The organism is Reyranella humidisoli (assembly GCF_019039055.1).
Classification (GTDB): Bacteria; Pseudomonadota; Alphaproteobacteria; order Reyranellales; family Reyranellaceae; genus Reyranella; species Reyranella humidisoli.
Genome location: NZ_JAHOPB010000002.1, coordinates 789867 through 809983, shown reverse-complemented (window position 1 = coordinate 809983; position 20117 = coordinate 789867). Strand labels below are relative to the sequence as shown.

18 protein-coding genes and 1 tRNA gene are annotated in these 20117 nt (G+C 66.3%); 14 read left to right on the top strand and 5 right to left on the bottom strand.

Annotation, left to right across the window (positions count from 1 at the left end):
- Positions 1–8 precede the first annotated feature (8 nt).
- From KQ910_RS22285 to KQ910_RS22275, 3 genes are read left to right on the top strand one after another with little or no spacing between them, the layout of a single operon-like run.
- Complete coding sequence (locus KQ910_RS22285; RefSeq protein ID WP_216965371.1) at positions 9–1682, top strand: thiamine pyrophosphate-binding protein; 1674 nt, start codon at positions 9–11, stop codon at positions 1680–1682.
- Positions 1683–1695: 13 nt separating this feature from the next.
- Positions 1696–2583: an alpha/beta fold hydrolase gene (locus tag KQ910_RS22280; protein ID WP_216965370.1), complete on the top strand. Its 888-nt coding sequence runs from the start codon at positions 1696–1698 to the stop codon at positions 2581–2583.
- Between the two features lie 19 nt (positions 2584–2602).
- Positions 2603–3589, top strand: a complete 987-nt coding sequence (locus tag KQ910_RS22275; RefSeq protein WP_216965369.1) for an NADPH:quinone oxidoreductase family protein — start codon at positions 2603–2605, stop codon at positions 3587–3589.
- Between the two features lie 63 nt (positions 3590–3652).
- Here the strand turns inward: KQ910_RS22275 and KQ910_RS22270 are convergent, their stop codons facing one another.
- The 3 genes from KQ910_RS22270 to KQ910_RS22260 form a co-directional block, all read right to left on the bottom strand.
- Positions 3653–4501 carry an enoyl-CoA hydratase gene (locus KQ910_RS22270; protein ID WP_216965368.1) on the bottom strand — a complete coding sequence of 283 codons (849 nt, stop codon included), beginning with the start codon at positions 4499–4501 and terminating at the stop codon, positions 3653–3655.
- 54 nt (positions 4502–4555) lie between these two features.
- Positions 4556–5476: an RNA polymerase sigma factor RpoH gene (gene rpoH, locus KQ910_RS22265; RefSeq protein ID WP_216965367.1), complete on the bottom strand. Its 921-nt coding sequence runs from the start codon at positions 5474–5476 to the stop codon at positions 4556–4558.
- A gap of 141 nt (positions 5477–5617) precedes the next feature.
- Positions 5618–6589, bottom strand: a complete 972-nt coding sequence (locus KQ910_RS22260) for an RluA family pseudouridine synthase (RefSeq protein ID WP_216965365.1) — start codon at positions 6587–6589, stop codon at positions 5618–5620.
- 9 nt (positions 6590–6598) lie between these two features.
- Between KQ910_RS22260 and KQ910_RS22255 the strand changes: the two genes are divergently transcribed.
- From KQ910_RS22255 to KQ910_RS22210, 10 genes are all read left to right on the top strand, one after another.
- On the top strand, positions 6599–6940 hold the full coding sequence (locus KQ910_RS22255; RefSeq protein WP_216965363.1) for a DUF6476 family protein: 342 nt from the start codon (positions 6599–6601) through the stop codon (positions 6938–6940).
- Between the two features lie 44 nt (positions 6941–6984).
- Entirely contained in the window at positions 6985–8031 is a 1047-nt protein-coding gene (locus KQ910_RS22250; protein ID WP_216965361.1) for a threonine aldolase family protein, read from the top strand.
- 7 nt (positions 8032–8038) lie between these two features.
- Positions 8039–10336: a molybdopterin-dependent oxidoreductase gene (locus KQ910_RS22245; protein ID WP_216965359.1), complete on the top strand. Its 2298-nt coding sequence runs from the start codon at positions 8039–8041 to the stop codon at positions 10334–10336.
- 92 nt (positions 10337–10428) lie between these two features.
- Complete coding sequence (gene hemP / locus KQ910_RS22240) at positions 10429–10611, top strand: hemin uptake protein HemP (RefSeq protein ID WP_229600854.1); 183 nt, start codon at positions 10429–10431, stop codon at positions 10609–10611.
- Between the two features lie 205 nt (positions 10612–10816).
- On the top strand, positions 10817–11632 hold the full coding sequence (locus KQ910_RS22235; protein ID WP_216965357.1) for an FAD binding domain-containing protein: 816 nt from the start codon (positions 10817–10819) through the stop codon (positions 11630–11632).
- Entirely contained in the window at positions 11629–14331 is a 2703-nt protein-coding gene (locus KQ910_RS22230; RefSeq protein ID WP_216965356.1) for a molybdopterin-dependent oxidoreductase, read from the top strand. The genes KQ910_RS22235 and KQ910_RS22230 overlap by 4 nt, the downstream gene beginning before the upstream one ends.
- Complete coding sequence (locus tag KQ910_RS22225; protein ID WP_216965355.1) at positions 14328–15293, top strand: antibiotic biosynthesis monooxygenase; 966 nt, start codon at positions 14328–14330, stop codon at positions 15291–15293. The genes KQ910_RS22230 and KQ910_RS22225 overlap by 4 nt, the downstream gene beginning before the upstream one ends.
- Before the next feature lie 67 nt (positions 15294–15360).
- A complete protein-coding gene (locus tag KQ910_RS22220) occupies positions 15361–16365 on the top strand; it encodes a methyltransferase (RefSeq protein ID WP_216965354.1) in 1005 nt (334 codons plus the stop codon).
- A gap of 69 nt (positions 16366–16434) precedes the next feature.
- On the top strand, positions 16435–17268 hold the full coding sequence (locus KQ910_RS22215) for a phytanoyl-CoA dioxygenase family protein (protein WP_216965353.1): 834 nt from the start codon (positions 16435–16437) through the stop codon (positions 17266–17268).
- Positions 17269–17285: 17 nt separating this feature from the next.
- On the top strand, positions 17286–17756 hold the full coding sequence (locus KQ910_RS22210) for a DUF3828 domain-containing protein (protein ID WP_216965352.1): 471 nt from the start codon (positions 17286–17288) through the stop codon (positions 17754–17756).
- Between the two features lie 3 nt (positions 17757–17759).
- On the opposite strand, the gene KQ910_RS22205 is transcribed toward KQ910_RS22210, so the two are convergent.
- Both KQ910_RS22205 and KQ910_RS22200 read right to left on the bottom strand, forming a co-directional pair.
- Positions 17760–18563 carry a class II aldolase/adducin family protein gene (locus KQ910_RS22205; RefSeq protein ID WP_229600853.1) on the bottom strand — a complete coding sequence of 268 codons (804 nt, stop codon included), beginning with the start codon at positions 18561–18563 and terminating at the stop codon, positions 17760–17762.
- A gap of 32 nt (positions 18564–18595) precedes the next feature.
- Positions 18596–19825: a S1C family serine protease gene (locus tag KQ910_RS22200; RefSeq protein WP_216965350.1), complete on the bottom strand. Its 1230-nt coding sequence runs from the start codon at positions 19823–19825 to the stop codon at positions 18596–18598.
- Positions 19826–20012: 187 nt separating this feature from the next.
- Here KQ910_RS22200 and KQ910_RS22195 point away from each other — a divergent pair.
- A tRNA-Glu gene (locus KQ910_RS22195) sits at positions 20013–20088 on the top strand.
- Positions 20089–20117: the final 29 nt, after the last annotated feature.

Below are 20117 nucleotides of genomic sequence, written 5' to 3'. Positions count from 1 at the left end.
GGAAGCAAATGCCCGACGCAAACGTCCCCAACACCATCACCGGCCGCGATGCCTTCCTGCGCGTGCTGAAGGACGAAGGCGTCACCAAGATGTTCGGCAATCCCGGCACGACCGAGCTGCCGATCATGCATGCGCTCTCGTCGGCGCCGGAGATGGGCTACGTGCTGGCTCTCCAGGAAGCCGTCGTGATCGCCATGGCCGACGGTTACGCCCGCGCCTCCGGCAAACTGGTGTCCTGCAACGTCCATGTGGCGCCCGGCCTCGGCAATGCCATCGGCTCGATCTACACCTCGATGATGTCGGGCACGCCGATGATCGTGACCGCCGGCCAGCAGGAGCAGGGCCACGGCCTGACCGAGCCTCTCCTCTACGCGCCGCTGGTGCCGATCGCGCAGCCGGTCGTGAAATGGGCCACCGAGGTCAGCCGCATCGAGGACCTGCCCCGCATCCTGCGCCGCGCCGCGAAGGTGGCGATGACGGCGCCGACCGGACCGGTGTTCATCTCGCTGCCAGGCGACATCCTGAACAACGAAGCCGCCATCGACATGGGCGACGTGACCCGCGTCGACACGGCGGTGCGCCCCAGCGATGCCGCCCTGGAGCAGCTCGCCAGGCGCCTGCTGTCGGCGAGGAAGCCCGTCATCCTGGCCGGCCACGAGATCGCGACGTCCGACGCCTTCGCCGAGGCGGCCGAACTCGCCGAGACGCTGGGCGCGCCGGTGCTGCAGCAGACCGTGGCCTGGGGCGCGCATTTCCCCTCGGAGCATCCCGCCTATCTCGGCGCGCTGAACCGCGACCAGAAATACGTGCGCCGTGTCCTCTCCGACTACGACCTGATGCTCTGCGTCGGCTCCGACGTGCTCAAGATGTCGGTGTGGAGCGAGACCGAGCCGCTGCCCGAGACGACGAAGGTGGCGATGATCGGCCTGCGCGACTGGGAGATGGGCAAGAACTTCCCGGCCGAGATCGCGCTGCGCGCCGACGTGAAGGAGACGCTCAAGGCCCTGATCCCGCTTCTGAAGAAGCTGGGCGGCGCCAAGCTCGCCGAACAGGCCAAGGCCTCGCTGGCGGAGATTTCCACACGCAACTGGAGCGCCCAGCGCGCCCAAAAGGCGGCCAAGGTCGCGACGCCTACGACCAGCCCGCTGCCGGCCGAATGGGTGATGATGCGCCTCAGCGACAAGCTGCCCAAGGACGCCATCGTCGTCGAGGAAGGGCTCACCAGCACCGCGACTCTGCCGAGCTATTTCCCCTTCCGCGACAGGAACAGCTTCTTCGGCAATGTCAGCGGCGGCATCGGCTGGGGCATCGCCGCGGCCGTCGGCGTGCAGATCGCCGAGCCGAAGCGCCGCGTGGTGGCCGTGATCGGCGACGGCAGCGCCATGTACTCGATCACCGCGCTGTGGAGTGCGGCCAACCAGAAGCTGCCGGTGATCTTCCTGATCACCAACAACGAGGGCTACCAGATCCTCAAGAACCGCCTGAAGCTGTTCCACGGCAACGACACCCCGATCGGCATGGACTTCAACGATCCGCCGATGAACATCGCGAAGATCGCCGAGGGCTTCGGCCTGCCATCAGAGCGGGTCGACACAGCGGAAGGCTTCGACGCCGCGCTCGACCGGGCGCTGGCCCGGACCGATGGGCCGACGCTGATCGAGGCGATGGTCAAGAAAGGATAGCAGCAGTCGCGCGATGTCGATCGTCAGGCACTCTTTCGTCGAAACGCGGGGTTTCCCGACCCACGTGGCCGAGGCCGGCAGCGGCGCACCTCTGTTCCTGCTGCACGGCTGGCCGGAATTCTGGGCGACCTGGGAGCCGATGTTCGAGCGGCTGGGTGATCGCTTCCGCCTTATCGCGCCCGATTTCCGTGGCTTCGGCGAAAGCGGCAATCCGACGTCTGGACCCTCCGACCAGGCCGGGCCCGACGTGCTGGCCGACGATATCGTGGCACTGCTCGACCGACTCGGGATCGCGAAGGCCGGCTTCGTCGGTCACGATGTCGGGGCCTACGTGATGCAGCGGCTGGCGATCCGCCATCCCGACCGCGTGGCCGGGCTGTTCTTCTTCAACTGCGGCACCCATGGCGTCGGCGCGCGCTGGCGAGAGCCCGAGCAGATCAACGAGATCTGGTACCAGACTTTCCATCAAATGCCCTTCGCACCCGGCATCGTCGGCGCCTCGCGCGACAGCTGCCGCGCCTATTTCCGGCATTTCCTGACCCACTGGTGCCATCGCAAGGACGCGTTCGACGGCGTGCTGGAGCGCTGGGTCGACAACTTCATGCGGCCTGGCAACCTCCAGGGCGGCTTCAACTGGTACATCTCGCAAAACGCCGGCCGGCTTGCCGTCATGGCGGGAACTGCGCCCAAGCCGCCGATGATCACCCAGCCCACGCGAGTCCTGTGGGGCCGCCACGACCCCGTCCTGAAGTCCTCGTGGATCGACGTCGTTGGGGAGTACTTCAAGGACGTGGAGGCTGGCATCGCGGAGGATGCCGGCCACTTCGTTCACTATGAGCAGCCCGATCTCGCCGCACGAGAGATTGCGCAGTTCTTCGAGCGGATCGGCTACCGCGTGTAAGAAGCGAAGGTTCGTCCCAATGAAGGCCATACAGACGGCTGATCTCAGCTCCATCGACAACTATGCCCTGGTCGACCTGCCAGCGCCCCAGCCAGGCACGGGAGAGGTTCGTATCAAGGTCGCTGCTTGCGGAGTCGGGTTCGTGGACGCTCTGGTTGCGCTCGGCCGCTATCAGGTCAAGCCACTCTTGCCTCACGTGCCCGGTGCCGAGATCGGGGGCCTGGTCGATGCGCTGGGGCCAGGGGTCACGGGATACGCGATAGGAGAGCGTGTCCTGGCGCAGGTACGCGGCGGCTTTGCGGAGTACGCGATTGCCTCCGAACGGGCGGTAAGCCGCATACCGGACCGGATGAGGCTGAACCAGGCCGCCGGCTTTCGCGTCAACTACGGCACGGCCCTGCACGGCCTTCGCGACCGCGCTGCACTCAAAGCCGGAGAGACCCTGCTGGTGATCGGGGCCGCCGGTGGAGTCGGATTGGCTGCAGTCCAGGTCGGTCGGTTGCTTGGCGCGAATGTGATCGGAGTCGCCTCGACCGAGCAGAAGCGCGCCGTCGTTGCGGAGGCAGGCGCGGGGGTCACCCTCGACCGGGACGTCGACGGATGGCGCGACAGGCTGAAAGCGGTAGCCCCCAACGGCATCGACGTCGTCTTCGATCCGGTCAGCGGACCGCTGCTGCAGCCGGCATTCCGGTCGCTTGGATGGGGTGGTCGCTATCTCGTCGTAGGCTTTGCCGGCGGCGACATACCGGCCTTGCCGGTGAATTTGCCGCTCCTCAAAGGAGCAGCTCTCGTCGGCGTGGACTATCGCCAGTTCGGCGCGGTGTTCGAGACCGGAGCCGCCGCCCGCGAACTCGACGAACTGCTGTCCTGGGTCTCGAAGGGCGATCTCAACGTGCCGGTCGGAAGAACCTTCCCATTCGGCAAATACCGCGAAGCACTTGGGTATGCGCTGTCCGGTGATGGAGCAGGCAAGACCATTCTGGTGGTCGATCCGAGCCTCGCCTGAATCGGGCGTGAAGGCACCGGAGTTCCGCGGCATGCTCGCCGGGTAACGACGTGCCGGTGCGTGCTAACTCGCCTTCTCGTGCTTCTTGATCGCCGGCATCAGGCCGGTGGGATCGACCAGCTTGCCGTGCGCCAGCATGTTGTGTGCGTGAGCCAGGTGATGAAGCGCGAATGAGGTCTGCATGGCGCCGACCCGGCCCTGTGCGTCCTGGGCGGCGTTGATGGCCTGCTTCACGAGCTTCAGCGCGAACAGCGGCTTCTGGGCGATACGTTCGGCCATGGCGAGGCCGAAGGAGTCGAGTTCGGCGCGCGGCACGACGTGGTTCACCATGCCCAGGCGATGCGCCTCGGCCGCCTTGATCCAGTCGGCGGTGAACAGGAATTCCTTGGCCTTGCGGATGCCCATCTCCCAGGGATGGGCGAAGAACTCCGCTCCGCCCACGCCCATGGCCACCGAATGGTCGAGGAACTCGGCGTCCTCCGAACAGACGATCAGGTCGCAGGGCCACATCAGCATCAGCCCGCCGATCATCACCTTGCCGTGGACCAGCGCCAGCGTCGGCTTGGGGATGTTGCGCCAGCGCTCGCAGAAGCCGAGGTAGATCTCCTGCTCGCGCGCGTACTGGGCCTCGGCACCGGGCTTGCCGAAGCCGCCCCAGGTACCGACCGTCTCGTGCCTGGCCATGTTGCCGTGCCCGTCGACCTCGCGCAGGTCGTGGCCCGAGGAAAAGTGCGGCCCGTTGGCCGACAGCACGATCACCTTCACCGTGTCGTCGTGCGCGGCGCGGTCGAAGGCCTCGTTCAGCGCGTAGAGGAACGCCGTGTCCTGCGCATTGCGCGTGTCCGGCCGGTTGAGGACGATGCGGGCGATGCCGCTCGGCAGCGTCTCATAGAGAATTGGTGAAATCGTCATGGCGGGCTCCCGGAGATTTTCCGGGAGCCTACCGAATCGGAAGCGCCGAGTCGCTCAGCCGTGAGCCGGCTGGGTCGTGGGCCTGCCGGCGGCTTCCACCACCATGTTCTTCATGGCCTTCTGCAGCTTGTCGAAGGCGCGCACCTCGATCTGGCGCACGCGCTCGCGGCTGATGCCGTACTTGGACGACAGGTCCTCGAGCGTCTTCGGCTCGTCGACCAGTCGACGCTCCACGATGATGTGACGCTCGCGGTCGGTGAGCTGCTTCAGGGCCGCGGCCAGCATGCCCTTGCGCTGGCCCAGCTCCTGGCTCTCGCCGAGCCGGGCTTCCTGGTTGGGCGCATCGTCGACCAGCCAGTCCTGCCACTCCATGTCGCCCTCGGCCTTCACCGGGGCGTTGAGCGAGGAATCCGGCGCGGCGAGGCGGCGGTTCATGTTCACCACCTCCTCCTCGGGCACGCCGAGGCGGGTGGCGATCTTGGTCACCTGCTCGGGCGTAAGGTCGCCCTCCTCGATGGCCTGCATCTGGCCCTTGAGCTTGCGCAGGTTGAAGAAGAGCTTCTTCTGCGCCGCCGTGGTGCCCATCTTCACGAGCGACCAGCTGTGCAGGATGTATTCCTGGATCGAGGCGCGGATCCACCACATGGCATAGGTGGCGAGGCGGAAGCCGCGATCCGGATCGAACCGCTTCACCGCCTGCATCATGCCGACATTTCCCTCGGAAATGAGCTCCGCAACCGGCAGGCCGTAGCCGCGATAGCCCATGGCGATCTTGGCGACGAGGCGCAGATGGCTGGTGACGAGCCGGTGGGCGGCTTTCGAATCACCGTGCTCGCGCCAGCGCTTGGCCAGCATAAATTCTTCCTGCGGCTCCAGGAGAGGAAACTTCCGGATATCCGACAGGTAGCGGCTGAGATTGCCCTCGGGCGTCAGGGATGACGGCAGGGCGGGAAGGTTTGCGGTGGCTGTACTCATGGCTTCTCCCCCTTTCTACGCGGGAAAGCCGGTGAACGATCATTTAGCACTCTCGTCCCCCGACTGCTAAATCCGACTCTAGAAGTCGGGTAGCCCTTCGGTCAATATAAATCCGAGTAATCCCCTCGGGTATTGCGGGCTTTACTTAACGCCGTTCAGCGTTCCCACCAACTTCAGGAAGTCCTGAGGCAATTCTGTGGCAAATCGCATGTCCTTCCCTGTCGTGGGGTGCCGGAAAGCGAGCACAGATGCGTGAAGTGCCTGCCTTGGGAAGTTCCTCAACGACTCGGGTGCACTGCCGTTGCGATTTTTCCGGCCATAGACCGGATCTCCGACCACGGGACAGCCGATATGGGCCATATGGACGCGGACCTGGTGGGTTCGGCCGGTTCCGAGCTTGGCGCCCACCAGACTGGCGATCGGCGCTATCGGCGGCCCGAAGCGCTTTTCCAGCCAGTACTCGGTGAACGCGGCCCGCCCGCCGCTCTTGCGGACCGCCATGCGCTTGCGGTCGACGGGATGCCGCCCCAACGCGGCCTCGACCGTTCCCCGCGAGGCCTTGGGCGCCCCCCAGACCAGCGCCTTGTAGATCCGCTCGAGGTCGTGGGCGGCAAACAGCTTGGACAGGGCGTGGTGGGTTACATCGTTCTTGGCCGCGACCATTACCCCCGACGTGTCCTTGTCGAGCCGGTGCACGATGCCCGGCCGCCTCACCCCGCCGATCCCCGAGAGGCTGTCGCCGCAATGGGCCAGCAGGGCATTGACCAGAGTCCTGTCCGGATTGCCGGGCGCCGGATGGACGACCATCCCGGCCGGCTTGTTCAGGACCAGCAGATCGGAATCCTCGAACAGGATTTCCAGGTCCATATCCTGTGCCTGCGGTGTCGCCGGTTCGGGCTCCGGAATATCGACGAAGAAGACATCGCCCGTTTTGACCTTGCGGGACGGCTCTTCTATCGTCTGACCTCCCGCCAGCGCTACGCAGCGGCCCTCGATCAGCGCCTTCACGCGGCTTCGCGTCAGGGCAGGCAAGGCAATAGCCAGCGCGCGGTCCAGCCGTTCGCCGGCGGCGCTCTCGTCGAAGGTCACGGTGTGGCGACCGGCGTCGCTCATGGAGTTTTCTTGGCGTCCCCTGCTCAGGCCTCTGCACCGCTCTGGCTGAAGGTGCTCGTGATTGGAATGGGCCTGCTGATCGTAGTGGGCTTCGTCGTGGCGGTTGCCGAAATCGCCCGGCGCATCTCTACGCCCAACGCCGCCTATTCGCCAGCATCGGGCGGCACCGGCGGCTTCGCCGAACGCATCGCCCTGCCCTCCGGCGCCCGCGTGGTGTCGATGAATGCCGTCGGCGACCGCCTGGTGGTCCATGTCGAGTCGCAGGGCGGCCCCTCCGCCGCCTATGTCGTCGACCCGCGCAGCGGCGCGCTGCTGGGCAAGATCGAGTTCCCGCCCGGAGCCAGCCGCTAAGGCGTCGTGCCCCGAGCGCCAATCCAGTTTCACAAGGACAAGGAATGAATTTCCGCAGCGACAACGAAGTCGGCGCACACCCTCGAATCCTCGAGGCGGTTACGAAGGCCTTCTCCGACGGCAGCACGGCGCCGTCCTATGGCGCGGACGACTGGACGCACCGGGTCGAGCGCCGCCTGCGCGACATTTTCGAGAAGCCCGACCTCGTGGCCTTTCCCGTGGCGACCGGCACGGCGGCCAACTCGCTGGCGCTGTCCTGCTGCACCCCGTCCTGGGGATCGATCTACTGCCATGCCGAGGCCCACATCGTCGTCGACGAGGCCAATGCGCCGGAGTTCTTCACCTCGGGCGCCAAGCTTTCCACAATTCCGGGACCGGCTGGCAAGATCGACCAGAAGAAACTGGCCGAGGCGCTGGCCCAGCCGGTGTATGGCGTCGTCCACCATCCGCAGCCGGCGGCCGTCAGCATCACGCAGGCCACCGAATGCGGCACCGTCTACGATCCCGACGAAGTGGCCTCGATCGCCACGACCGCCCATCGGCACGGCCTGAAGCTTCACATGGACGGTGCCCGCTTCGCCAACGCCCTCGCCTTCGTCGGGTGTTCGGCGGCCGAGCTTTGCTGGATGGCAGGCGTCGACGTGTTGAGCCTCGGCGCGACCAAGAACGGCGCCCTCGCGGCCGAGGTCGTCGTCTTCTTCGACCCCGACCTCGCGCGCGAGTTCGAGTTCCGTCGCAAGCGCGCCGGACATTTGTTTTCCAAGATGCGCTTCCTGTCGGCCCAGCTCGAAGCCTACCTGACCGACGGCCTTTGGCTCGCCAATGCCAATCACGCCAACGCGATGGCGCGCCGCCTCGTGGCGGGCCTGACAACTCTCAAGGGGACGCAGCTTCTCTACCCGGTCGATGCCAACGAGATTTTCGTCATCCTGCCGCCTCGCATGCATGATACGCTTCAGGCCGCGGGGGCGCAGTATCATCCTTGGCCGTCGGATCGGCCGGGCGAGCGGGCCTACCGCCTCGTCACCGCCTTCGACACCGAGCAGACGACCGTCGACCGCTTCCTGAGCATCGCCAAGAAAGCAGCGTGAGCGTTCCATGACCCATCAACGTACCCTGACCGCCGCCCACTGGGGCGTCTACGAAGTCGAATACGACGACAAGGGCCAGGCGACGAAGCTGCATCCCTTCTCCAAGGATCCCGATCCCTCGCCAATCGGACTCCACATGCTGTCCGACGAGGTCGCGCGGATGCGCGTGCGCCGGCCGGCCTTCCGCAAGAGCTGGCTCGAGCATGGACCCGGATCGAAAAGCGACAAGCGCGGACAGGAGCCCTTCGTCGAGGTGCCGTGGGACGAGGCACTCGACATGGTTTCCGCCGAGCTGAAGCGCGTGAAGGACGCGCACTCGAACCGCGCGATCTTCGGCGGCTCCTATGGCTGGTCGAGCGCCGGCCGCTTCCACCACGCGCAGAGCCAGGTCCATCGCTTCCTGAATGCGCTCGGTGGCTATGTCCGCCACCAGGACTCCTACAGTCTGGGCGCGGCGCGCGTGCTGATGCCGCACATCCTGGCCAGCATGGAAGACCTGATGGCCATGCACACCACGTGGGACGTGCTGGCCGATCACTGCAAGCTGTTCGTGACCTTCGGCGGCGCGCCGCACAAGAACGCGCAGATCAGCGCGGGCGGCGCGATGGTGCATCGTCTCAAGGACGGGCTCTACGGCATGCGCGCCAAGGGCGTGCGCTTCATCAACATCACACCGACCGCCGAGGATCTCGACACCGGCGGCGACATCGAATGGCTGGCGATCCGGCCCAACACCGACGCCGCGATGATCCTGGCGCTCTGCCACGTGCTCTACACGGAGAATCTCCACGACCGCGAGTTCCTCGACCGCTGCACCGTCGGCTTCGACAAGTTCGCGCCCTCGCTGGCCGACAAGACGCCGGAATGGGCCGAGAAGATCACCGGCGTCTCCGCCGTGCGCATCCGTGCGCTCGCGCGCGAGATGGCGGCGACGCGCACCACGGTGAACATCAACTGGTCGCTGCAGCGCTCGCATCATGGCGAGCAGCCCTTCTGGGCGCTGGTGACGCTCGCCTGCATGCTGGGCCAGATCGGCCTGCCGGGCGGCGGGCTCGGCGCGAGCTACGGTCCGACCAACGGCATGGGCAGCACCGCTCCGCTGCTCGCGGGCCCGACGCTGTCGCAGGGCACCAACCAGGTCCCCGACTTCATCCCGGTCGCGCGCTTCACCGACATGCTGCTCAATCCGGGCGGCATGGTTGATTACAACGGGAAGGAACTCACCTACCCCGACATCAAGTTGATCTATTGGGCGGGCGGCAATCCCTTCCACCACCATCAGGACCTGAACCGCCTGCGGGTCGCGTGGGCCAGGCCCGAGACGATCATCTTCAACGAGCAGTTCTGGACGCCGGCCGCGAAGATGGCCGACATCGTGCTGCCCGCGACGACGGGCCTCGAGCGCGACGATATCGGCTATTCGCGGCGCGAGCCCTTCCTGATCGCCATGAAGAAGGCGCGCGAGCCGATCGGCGAGGCGCGCGACGACTACTGGATCTTCTCGGAGATCACCCGCCGCCTCGGTGCCGATGACGTCTACACCGAAGGCAGGGACGCGATGCAGTGGCTCGCGCACATGCACGAAGAGGGCCGCCAGAAGTCCGCGAAGATGGGCGTGGAGTTGCCTTCGTTCGAGGATTTCTGGGAGGCCGGCATCGCCAGGGTCCCGGGCGAGAACACAGATCCGGTGATGCTGGCGAAGTTCCGCGCGGATCCGGCGGCGAATCCGCTCAAGACGCCTTCCGGCAAGATCGAGATCTTCTCCGAAAAGATCGCCTCATTCGGCTACGACGACTGCCCCGGCCATGCAGTCTGGATGGAGCCGATCGAATGGCTGGGCTCCAGGATAGCCGAGCGCTATCCGCTGCACATGCTGTCGGACCAGCCAGCCGACAAGCTGCACAGCCAGCTCGACCACAGTCCCCACGCCAAGGCGACCAAGGTGAAGGGCCGCCAGCCCGTCACGATGCATCCGGAAGACGCCGCCGCGCGCGGCATCGCCGACGGCGACCTTCTGCGCGTCTTCAACGACCGCGGCGCCTGCCTCGCCTCGGCCCGGCTGTCGGACCGCATCCGTCGCGGCGTGGTGCGGCTCTCGACGGGCGCGTGGTTCGACCCGCAGGACTCCGGCTCAAACACGCCGCTGGAGAAGCATGGCAACCCGAACGCGCTGACGCTCGACATCGGCTCCTCGAAGCTCAGCCAGGGCTGCATCGCCCAGACCTGCCTGGTCGAGATCGAGCGCTTCGATGGGCCGGCTCCCCTGGTAACGGCACACCAGCTCCCCGCCTTCTCGGGACGCTAACACCGCGCTGCGCCGCCTTCGCTTGGGCATTGACAAGACATGCACCTTGTTTGCAAATGCGAGTGACTTGCAATTAACCAAGCGAGGCGAAGATGGACCAGATGATGACGCTGCATTCCAACAGTGAGGCATCCCGCGCGAAGTCGGACCGTGATGTGTCGAGCATCGACAGCAATCAACTCATGGCCGGCCGTCGCGAACTCCTCATCCGCCACGGCGCCAGCACCTATCGGCTGCGCGTGACGGCCTCCGAGAAGCTGATCCTCACGAAGTAGGCCGACACCCCGCAATTCGTTCCGGGGAAATTCAAGAAGCTCCCGCGTGCCGGCTGGTAGTCCCCGGCACGCGTCTCGCGACGTGATTCATCCCACGCCTTTGCGAACATCCATACCTCCCAAAGAGATCGTTCGGCTGCGATAATGGCCGGCCCCGGCGACGGAGAACCCAGTCACGCCGGAACGGGTGGATGACGCCAGAAGCATGAATCTCAATACAATCACCGAAGTGAAACGACCGGTCTCGCTCGACGATGTCGGTCCCTGGCGGTCGAACTACGCCTGGCTGGCCGGCGGCACCTGGCTCTACTCCGAACCCCAGATCGCGACCGATACGCTGATCGACCTCGACGCGCTCGGCTGGGCGCCCCTCACGGCGACAGCCGAGGGACTGGAAATCGCCGCGACTTGCCGCGTGGCCGACCTTCATGCCTTCAAGGGACCGGCTGAATGGAAAGCGGTGCCCCTCTTCCGCGACTGCATCGATTCGTTCCTCATGTCCTTCAAGATCTGGAACGCCGCCACGATCGGCGGCAACATCGTGATGTCGCTGCCGGCCGGCGCCATGATCTCCCTGAGCGCCGCTCTCGAAGGCGTCTGCACGCTGTGGCCGCGCGATGGCGCGCCCCGCCAGGTCCCGGTCGTCGACTTCGTGACGGGCAACCACAATAACCTGCTGGGTCCCGGCGAACTGCTTCGCTCCGTCCGCCTCCCCGCGACCGCACTGACCAAGCGTTATGCCATGCGTCAGATGTCCCTGACGCGTCTCGGCCGATCGGCGGCCCTGATCGTCGCGACGGTAAACGACGACGGACGGGATTTCCTCCTGACGATCACCGCGGCGACACCCCGGCCGGTGCATCTGCGCTTCGACCGCACGCCGGCGGCCGGCGAGCTGCGCCAGGCGATCGACGAGCGGCTGTTGGCCGACGACTACTTCCAGGATGTCCACGGCTCGGCTGCCTACAAGCAGCACATCACCTATTACTTCGCCGAACAGATCCGAGCGGAGCTCGCATGAGCAGGTACGAAATCAACGGCGCTCTCTACGCGATCGATCCCAGCCCCGGACAGTGTCTGCGCACCTTCCTGCGCGACCTCGAAGTGTTCGGCGTGAAGAAGGGCTGCGATGCCGGCGATTGCGGCGCCTGCACCGTCTGGATCGACGGAAAGCCATTCCATTCCTGCCTGGTCCCGGCCTTCCGTGCCGAGGGCCGCAAGGTCACCACCATCGAGGGTCTCGCACCCGAAGGCGGGATGCATCCCGTCCAGAAGGCCTTCCACGACGCACAGGCCTTCCAGTGCGGCTTCTGCGCCGCCGGCATGATCATGACCACGGCCGGCATGAGCGAGGAGCAGAAAGCAGACCTGCCGCATGCGCTGAAGGGCAATCTCTGCCGCTGCACCGGTTATCGCTCGATAACCGACGCGCTGAACGGGAAGTGCAACATCGAGGCGGACGTGGCCGGCAAGGCGTGCGGCGCCAATCTGCCCAATCCATTCACCGACGACATTCTGACCGGCAAGGCGCGGTACACGATGGACGTGGCGATGGAGGGCATGTTGCACCTCAAGGTGCTGCGCTCGCCGCATGCTCATGCGCGCATCGCGGGGATCGACAAGACGGCGGCACTGGCGGTGCCCGGCGTCGTCGCGGTCTATGACTGGCAGGACGTGCCGCGGCGGCTCTACAGCACCGCACTGCACGAGGATCATCTCGTCGATCCCGACGACACCTACATGCTCGACAATGTCATGCGCTTCGCCGGACAGCGCGTCGCCGCGGTGGTTGCGGAAAGCGAAGGCGCGGCGGAAGCCGGATGTCTCGCGCTTGGGGTCGAGTATGAACTCCTCCCGGCCATCTTCGATCCGGTCCTTGCAATGGAACCCGGTGCCCCTCTTCTGCACGACAAGGACGTCGTCACCGACAGCGGCAATATCTACTGCGACCTGCATGGCGAGATCGGCGACATCGCCAAGGGCTTCGAGGAAGCCGACGCCATCCACGAGATGACCTATTCGACGTCGCGCGTGCAGCACGTCCATCTCGAGACGCACGGTTCGATCGCCTGGCAGGGCGAGGACCGGCGCTGGCACGTCCGCACCAGCTCCCAGGGACCGTTCGCCGCCCAGAAGAAGCTCTGCTACCTGATGGGCCTCAGGACCCGCGATCTCCACGTCTTCACCGAGCGCGTCGGCGGCGGCTTCGGCGGCAAGCAGGAGATGATCTCGGAAGACCTCGTCCTGTTCGCCTCGATGAAGATCGGTCGTCCCGTGAAGTGGGAATGGACGCGCGAGGACGAGTTCGTCGGCGCCACGACCCGGCATCAGATGACCACCCATGTCAGGATCGGCGCGCGCAAGGACGGCACGCTGACCGCGATGGACGTGCGCGTCGTGTCCAACACCGGCGCCTATGGCAATCACGGCAGCGAGACGCTGGCAGCCGCCATGGGCAGCCCCCTTGCCGCCTACCGCTGCGACAACAAGAAGGGCGCGGGTTACGCGGTTTACACCAACATGGTGCCGGGCGGCGGCTTCCGCGGCTATGGCGCCTCGCAGACGACCTTCGCCATCGAGTGCGCGATCGACGAGATGGCGCGTATTCTCGCGATCGATCCGATCGAAATGCGCCGCAAGAACGTCGTGCGGCCGGGCGACAACATCGAATCGATATGGCGCGAGCCAAGCGATGCGAGCTTCGGCAGCTACGGCATCACCGAGTGCCTCGACATCGTCGAGCGCGAGCTGGCCAGGGGCAACGGCGTCGCCAGCCTTCCCGGCGACGAGTGGGCCGAGGGCACGGGCGTGGCCATGGCGATGCTCGAATGCGGACCGCCGACCGAGCATCGCTCCGGCGCGGAGATGAAGCTGCTGGCCGACGGCACCTATCATCTGGCCTGCGGTTCGTCCGAGATGGGCAACGGCATCGTCACGGCGCACAAGCAGATCGCGGCCACCGTCATGGGCGTCAAGGCCGGCGACATCGACATCGTCGTCGCCGACACGGACCGCACGCCCTACGACACCGGCACCTTCGCCAGCACCGGCACGGTGGTCGCGGGCAAGGCCGTGCACCTCACGGCGGAGGCGATGCGCGAGGACATCATCGCCTTTGCCAGCCGCCACACCGGCGCCGATCCTGCGGCCTGCCGGCTCGACGGCGACGCGGTCGTCTGCGGCAACAGGCGCATCCCGCTGAGCGATCTGCACGCCGCCGGCGCGGCGATCGACCATCGCTTCACCGTCGCGCGCAAGGCCTACCTGTCGCCGCGCTCGATCGCCTTCAACGTGCAGGGTGTCCGCCTCGCCGTGCATCGCGTCACCGGCGAGATCCGCGTCCTGCACAGTGTGCACGCCGCCGACATCGGCAGGCCGATCAATCCCATGCAGTGCCGCGGCCAGCTCGATGGCGCGGTGGCCATGGGCTACGGCTGGGCCCTCACCGAAAACATGGTTCACGACGAAGGCCATATGGTGAACCCGCAGCTCCGCAACTATCGCATCCCGGCCTACGCCGACACGCCCCATACCGACATCTTCTTCGCCGACACGATCGATTCGATCGGTCCCCTCGGCGCGAAGTCCCAGGGCGAGTGCGGCATCAATCCGGTCGCACCCGCCGTGGCCAACGCGCTCGCCGACGCCACCGGCATCCGCTTCGCACATCTCCCGTTCACGCCGGACCGGATCTTCTCCAGGCTCGCGGACAAGCCGTGAGCGCGAGCAGGACGGACACTACCCACAGCGTCAGCATCGTGACGCAGACGTGCGTGCGGCCCGAGCGCGCCGACGACTTCGCGCGCTGGCAGGGCGAGACGAGCAGTCTCATCCAGCACTTCCCCGGCTTCATCGAGCAGCGGCTCCTGCCGCCGGCCCCGCCGCTCCAGGTCGACTGGGTCATCCTGCAGCGCTTCGCCAGCCTGGCCGACGCGAAGCGCTGGCTGGGGGCGCCCGAGCGGCAGAACCGTATCGCCGGGGCGGCGCCCATGCTGGTCGGCCGTGACGACGTGCACATCGTCGAGGACGAATCCAGCGGCATCAAGCCCGCGCCGGTGTCGGCCATCATTTCCACCCGGGTGAAGCCCGGCCGGGAAGCGGAGTATCGGGCCTGGGAGCAAAAGATCGCCGCCGCCCAGTCAAAGGCGCCCGGCCTCCAGGGCTACCGCTTCGAACCGCCCGTACCCGGCGTCCAGGAGGATTTCGTCGCCATCCTGCGGTTCGATACCGAAGCAAACCTCAAGGCATGGCTCGACTCGCCCGTTCGCAGGGCGCTGGTCGAGGAAGCCGCCCCGCTCACCGAGGAATTCCATTCCCGCATCGCAAGCTCCGGTTTCGAGCAATGGTTCAGGGACGGTGACGCCGCAGGCGCTCCGCTGTCGGCGTGGAAGATGAACATGCTCGTCCTGCTGATGCTCTACCCGATCGTCATGCTGTTCGGGTTCTTCGTCGGCACGCCCGTCTTCGACCGGATGTTCCACCTGCCCTTCGCGGTGTCACTCTTCCTCGGGAACGTGGTGAGCGTCGTGCTCACGGGCTTTCTGGTTCCCTGGATCGCCGGCCACTTCCGCTGGTGGCTGCAGCCCGCGCCGGGCCGGGAGTTGCGTGCTGGCCTGCAAGGCGCCGCGCTCATCGCGGCGCTCTACGTCGCCATGGTCCTGGCCTTCCTGCACTTTTTCTGAACCTGCCGCGGGTCGGCGAGCGCTCCCGCTCTGCGCTATGGTCGGGCAGCCAAGGAGGAAACGCAGAATGCCGGAAACCCAGCGCCTCGATACGACACGGCTGCAGAAGATCGCCCAGGCCTATTGGGAGAGCGCCGCCCTGATGGCCGCGGTCGAGCTCGAGATATTCACCGCGATCGCCCACGGCCACGACACCATTCCCGCCGTGGCGAAGGCCGCCGGGATCTCCGACCGCAACGCCGAACGGCTGCTGACCGTCCTGGCCGCCATGACGCTGCTGTCGCGCGACGGCGAGCGCTTCACCAACGCCGCCGACGTCCAGCGCTTCCTGGTGAAGGACGGCGAGCGTTACGCCGGACCGTGGATCCTGTTCACCAAGCCGCGCTGGACGGCCTTTGGCGAACTCTCGGAACGGCTGCGCGACCAGCAGGAAAACAAGCTCGGCGCTTACGTCGACTTCACGGTCGAGGACGCCCGGCGCTATCACGCCGCGACCTATTCGATCGGCATGGGCGCCGCCCGCCTGTTCAGCCGCAGCGTCGACCTCTCCGGCCGCAAGCAGATGCTCGATCTCGGTGGCGGCTCCGGCGCCTACAGCATCGTCGCCACCAGGACCTTCCCCGGTCTCCAGGCGGTCGTGCTCGACTTGCCGCCGGTCACGGTCGTGGCCGACGAGTACATTGCCGCCAACGGCGCCGCCGGGCGCGTCAGCACTCTGCCGGGCGACTTCACCGAAACGGCCTTCCCGCAAGGCGTCGACGTCGTCGTGATGGCGAGCAATCTGCCGCAGTACGAGCCCGCCCTCATCTGCCTCGTCGTCGCCAAGGCTTTCGAGGCCCTCGTGCCGGATGGCGAGATGCACCTGATCGGCGAGACGCTGCACGACGACAGGAACGGCCCGATCTCGGCCGCCCTCTGGGGACTGAACGAGGCGATCCAGAACAGCACGGGCCGCGCTCACACCGAGTCGGAGGTGAAGGGGTACCTGCAGGCAGCGGGTTTCGTCGACGTGACCGTCCATCCATTCGTTCCAGGCGTTCTTTCACGCATCACGGGGCGAAAGCCTGCCTGAGACGGGCGCCGTCTTGCGCCTGTTCCAAACGGCCGCCACAGTCGGCGTTCCCAGCAGGACGGAGGTCCAATGACCAGGCGTCTCACGACCGACGAGATCGCACGCTATCGCAACGATGGTTTCCACTTCCCCGTTCGCGTGATGTCCTCCGAGGACGCCGGAGTGTATCGCCACCGGCTCGAAGACCATGAACGGGCCACGGGCGCGCCGATCGCCGGCAACATGCGGCACAAGGTGCATCTTCTGTTCACCTGGGCGAACGATCTGGCCCGTCATCCCGCCATCCTCGATGCGGTGGAGGACCTCATCGGTCCCGACATCCTCTGCTGGAGCAGCACCTTCTTCATCAAGGAGGCGCGCTCGCCGTCCTTCGTGTCGTGGCACCAGGACGCTACCTACTGGGGCCTCAGCACCGACGAGGTCGTCACCGCCTGGGTCGCCTTTGCCGATGCCCCGGTCGAAAGCGGCGCCATGAGGTTCTGGCCCGGCAGCCATCTCAGAAAGCAGATCGAGCACCGCGACACGTTCGACGAGAACAATCTGCTCAGTCGCGGCCAGGAGATCGCCGTCGACGTGCCGGAGGGCGCCGGCGTCGACGTGCCGTTGAAGGCCGGCGAAATGTCCCTGCATCATGTCCTGCTGGCCCATGCCTCGGGACCGAACACCACCGGGGACAGGCGCATCGGCTTCGCCCTGCGTTACATCCCGCCCCACGTCCGCCAGCTCAAGGTGCGTGACTCGGCAACCCTCGTCCGTGGGCGGGATCCCTTCGGAAACTTCGATCCCGAACCGGCACCGAAGGCCGACCTCGATGCGGCCGCTGTCGCCACTCATCGCGAAGCCGTCGAGCGGTCGGCCAAGGCCCTCTACTCCGGAACCGACCGCACGACCTTCCGCGCGTAGAAGGACAGGAGCGTATCTTGCGTTTCGAACGACTGGGCCGCCGCCTGCTGATGGCCGCCGCGGCTGCCGCGACTTTGGGCGGCCGTCATGCCATTGCGCAGGCCGTAACGGCGCAGGCGTTCGTGGAGAACATCTACAGGCCCTATCTGAACAAGGCCTTCCAAGGACAGCCCTATGAACAGACGGGCCGCTTCTTCGCGCCCGCTCTGGCTCAGGCCATCGACCGCGACTACCGCGAGGCCAAGCGCCGGAACGAGCCACCGACCCTAAACGGCGATCCATTCGTCGACGCGCAGGATTGGGAGATCACGAGGCTGGCGATCGACGCCACGACGAACGGCGACACCGCCCTGGCGCGGGTGTCGTTTCAGAACTTCGGAGAGGCCAGGCGGGTCGTCCTGGAACTCGTGCGAACGCCGGCAGGCTGGCGTATCGCCGAGATCAAATCTCCCAGCGGCTCGCTCAAGGCACTCTATAAACTCAAGTAGAGGTCAGTGGCGCCAGCTGGAATCGACCTTGTCGAGCTTGCGCACCAGGGCGGCGAATTCGAGATCGCCGATTCCGACGGCGGATTCCATCTCGGAGAAACGATCCATGTCGGCGCCCGACTTGGCGGCCAGATTGTCGCCCATCACGTTAAGCGTTCCCGCGGCGGCGGCGTCGAGTTGGATCTGGCAGGCACGCTCCAGCCGGTAGAGGCGCAGGAAGGCTTCCGGCACCGACCGGCCGGTCGTCAGCAGGCCGTGGTTGCGCAGCATCATCGCCTGGTTGTCGCCGAGGTTCTTCAGCAGCCGCTCGCGCTCGTCGAGATCGAGGCTGGGGCCCTCATAGTCGTGATACGCGAGCTTGCCGTGGAAGGCCGTCGACACCATCGACACCGGCAGCAGCCCGTCCTTCAGCGCGCAGACCGCCATGCCGGCCCGCGTGTGGGTGTGCATGACAACCTTGTGGCGGTCGGCATGGGCCATGTGTACCGCCGAATGGATGACGAAGCCGGCATAGTTCACCGGATGCGGGCTCGGCTCGACGATCTTGCCGTCGAGGTCGATCTTCACCAGGTTCGAGGCGGTCACCTCGTCGTAGTTGAGCCCGTAGGGATTGATCAGGAAGTGCGGCGCCTCGCCCGGCACTCGTGCGGTGAGATGGCCGTAGATCAGCTCGGTCCAGCCGAAATGATCGACCAGCCGGTAGGCGGCAGCCAGCTGCCGACGCAGCACCCATTCGCCGTCGGCCGGCGGCAGCGCGTTCACGTCGATGCCGGTGAGCGGAAGTTCAGAAGCGATCGGCATATCCATGGCGTTGTCCTCCAGCGGGATTTTGGCCCAGCCTACCGGGCGTATTCCTCGGCGGCGATGGCGAAATTGATGTTCTGGGCGTCGCGGATCATGAAGGTTGTGATGCCGATCAGGTTGCCCTGCGCATCGAACAGGCCGCCGCCCGACGATCCCCGCGAGATCGGCGCCGACGTCTGGAGCAGACGCTCCCCCTCCTTCACGCGCTTGGAGGAGATGATGCCTTCGGCGAGGGTCAGTTCGAGCCCGCGCGGCGTGCCGATCGTGAACACGCGCTCGCCCACCTTGACGTCGGCATAGGGGCGCACGCGCACCCACTTCGGCAGCGGCGGCGCGGTGGCGCCGATCCTCAGCACGCACCGGTCGGCGTTCGCATTGGCCGATACGACCGTCGCCGGGAAGCGCACGCCCTCCCGCTCCAGCGTCACCGTCGAAGCGCTCTCGACGACGTGGCAGTTGGTGAGCAGATCGCGCTCGCCGACGGCAATCGCGGACCCAAGAGATTTCTCGGCCTTCACGATGTAGACCGCGCCGCTCGCCTTCTCGAACACCTCCTGCGGCTTCGACTCGGTTCCGTCGCCAAGGATCAGCCGGATCATGTTGGTCTTGCCCGACCGGTCGGCGACGTTGGGCGCGCTCGTCGGCCGTGCCTGCGGCGGCGGCGGCGGGGCCGATGCCGAGGGCTGCGGCGGCATGAGCGGCGGGGCGGGCGCGGGCGGCGCCGGCGGTGAGGTTGCGGCCGAAGCCGACGTGCCGGGGGGCGTTCCGGAGCCGCCGCCGTAGCGCGCGGTGCAGTTCAGGACTTCGGTGAGGGCGGCGTAGGTGCCGTCCAGGTTGAAGGCATAGGTATTGCCCATGGCACGCACGGTCATCCGGGTGCCCTTGCGCATCACGTCGAACAGTTCTTCCTTCGCCGGCAGCTCGGCAAGCGCCAGATTCTCGGTCGCCGCGACGGCCTTCAGGGGGAACGGCCCCGCATTGTCGACGAGAAGGGTGAGATCGACGCTCTGCCCCTTCGTGAATCGCCACGATTCGTGGGTCCAGCCCACGCGCCAGCTCTGGTTGCCGGAGACCGAGAAGAGCATCCGGATTCCGCTCTTGTAGGGCGCGGAGATCGCGCAGTGGGAAAACTTGCCGCCGGCCCGGTCGTGGGCGCTCAGCGACCATCCACCGACCGTGGTGCGCGACCCCGGAATCAGATCGGCCCTCGCGGGATTCTGCCAGAGGCAGACGGCGACCAGGGCGATGGCTAGGGCGCGCTTCATACGCAATTCCATTTGCATGACGACTGACGGGAGCCTCTCAAAGTCTGCCACAGATACCGGAAGAGTCGAGCCGCATGAGCCCGGCCGGCAACGGCGGCGCTCCCTGCATTCTGGCGTGGATTGCGGCCGAAATCAGCGGGGTTGCGCTGGAGCGGGCATTCGACTATCAACCCGGCTTCCGGCCTCCGCTCCCTTCGTCTAGAGGCCTAGGACGTGGCCCTCTCAAGGCTAAAACACGGGTTCGAATCCCGTAGGGAGCGCCAGCCGGAAAGCCCAGGAAACAGGGGCTTTT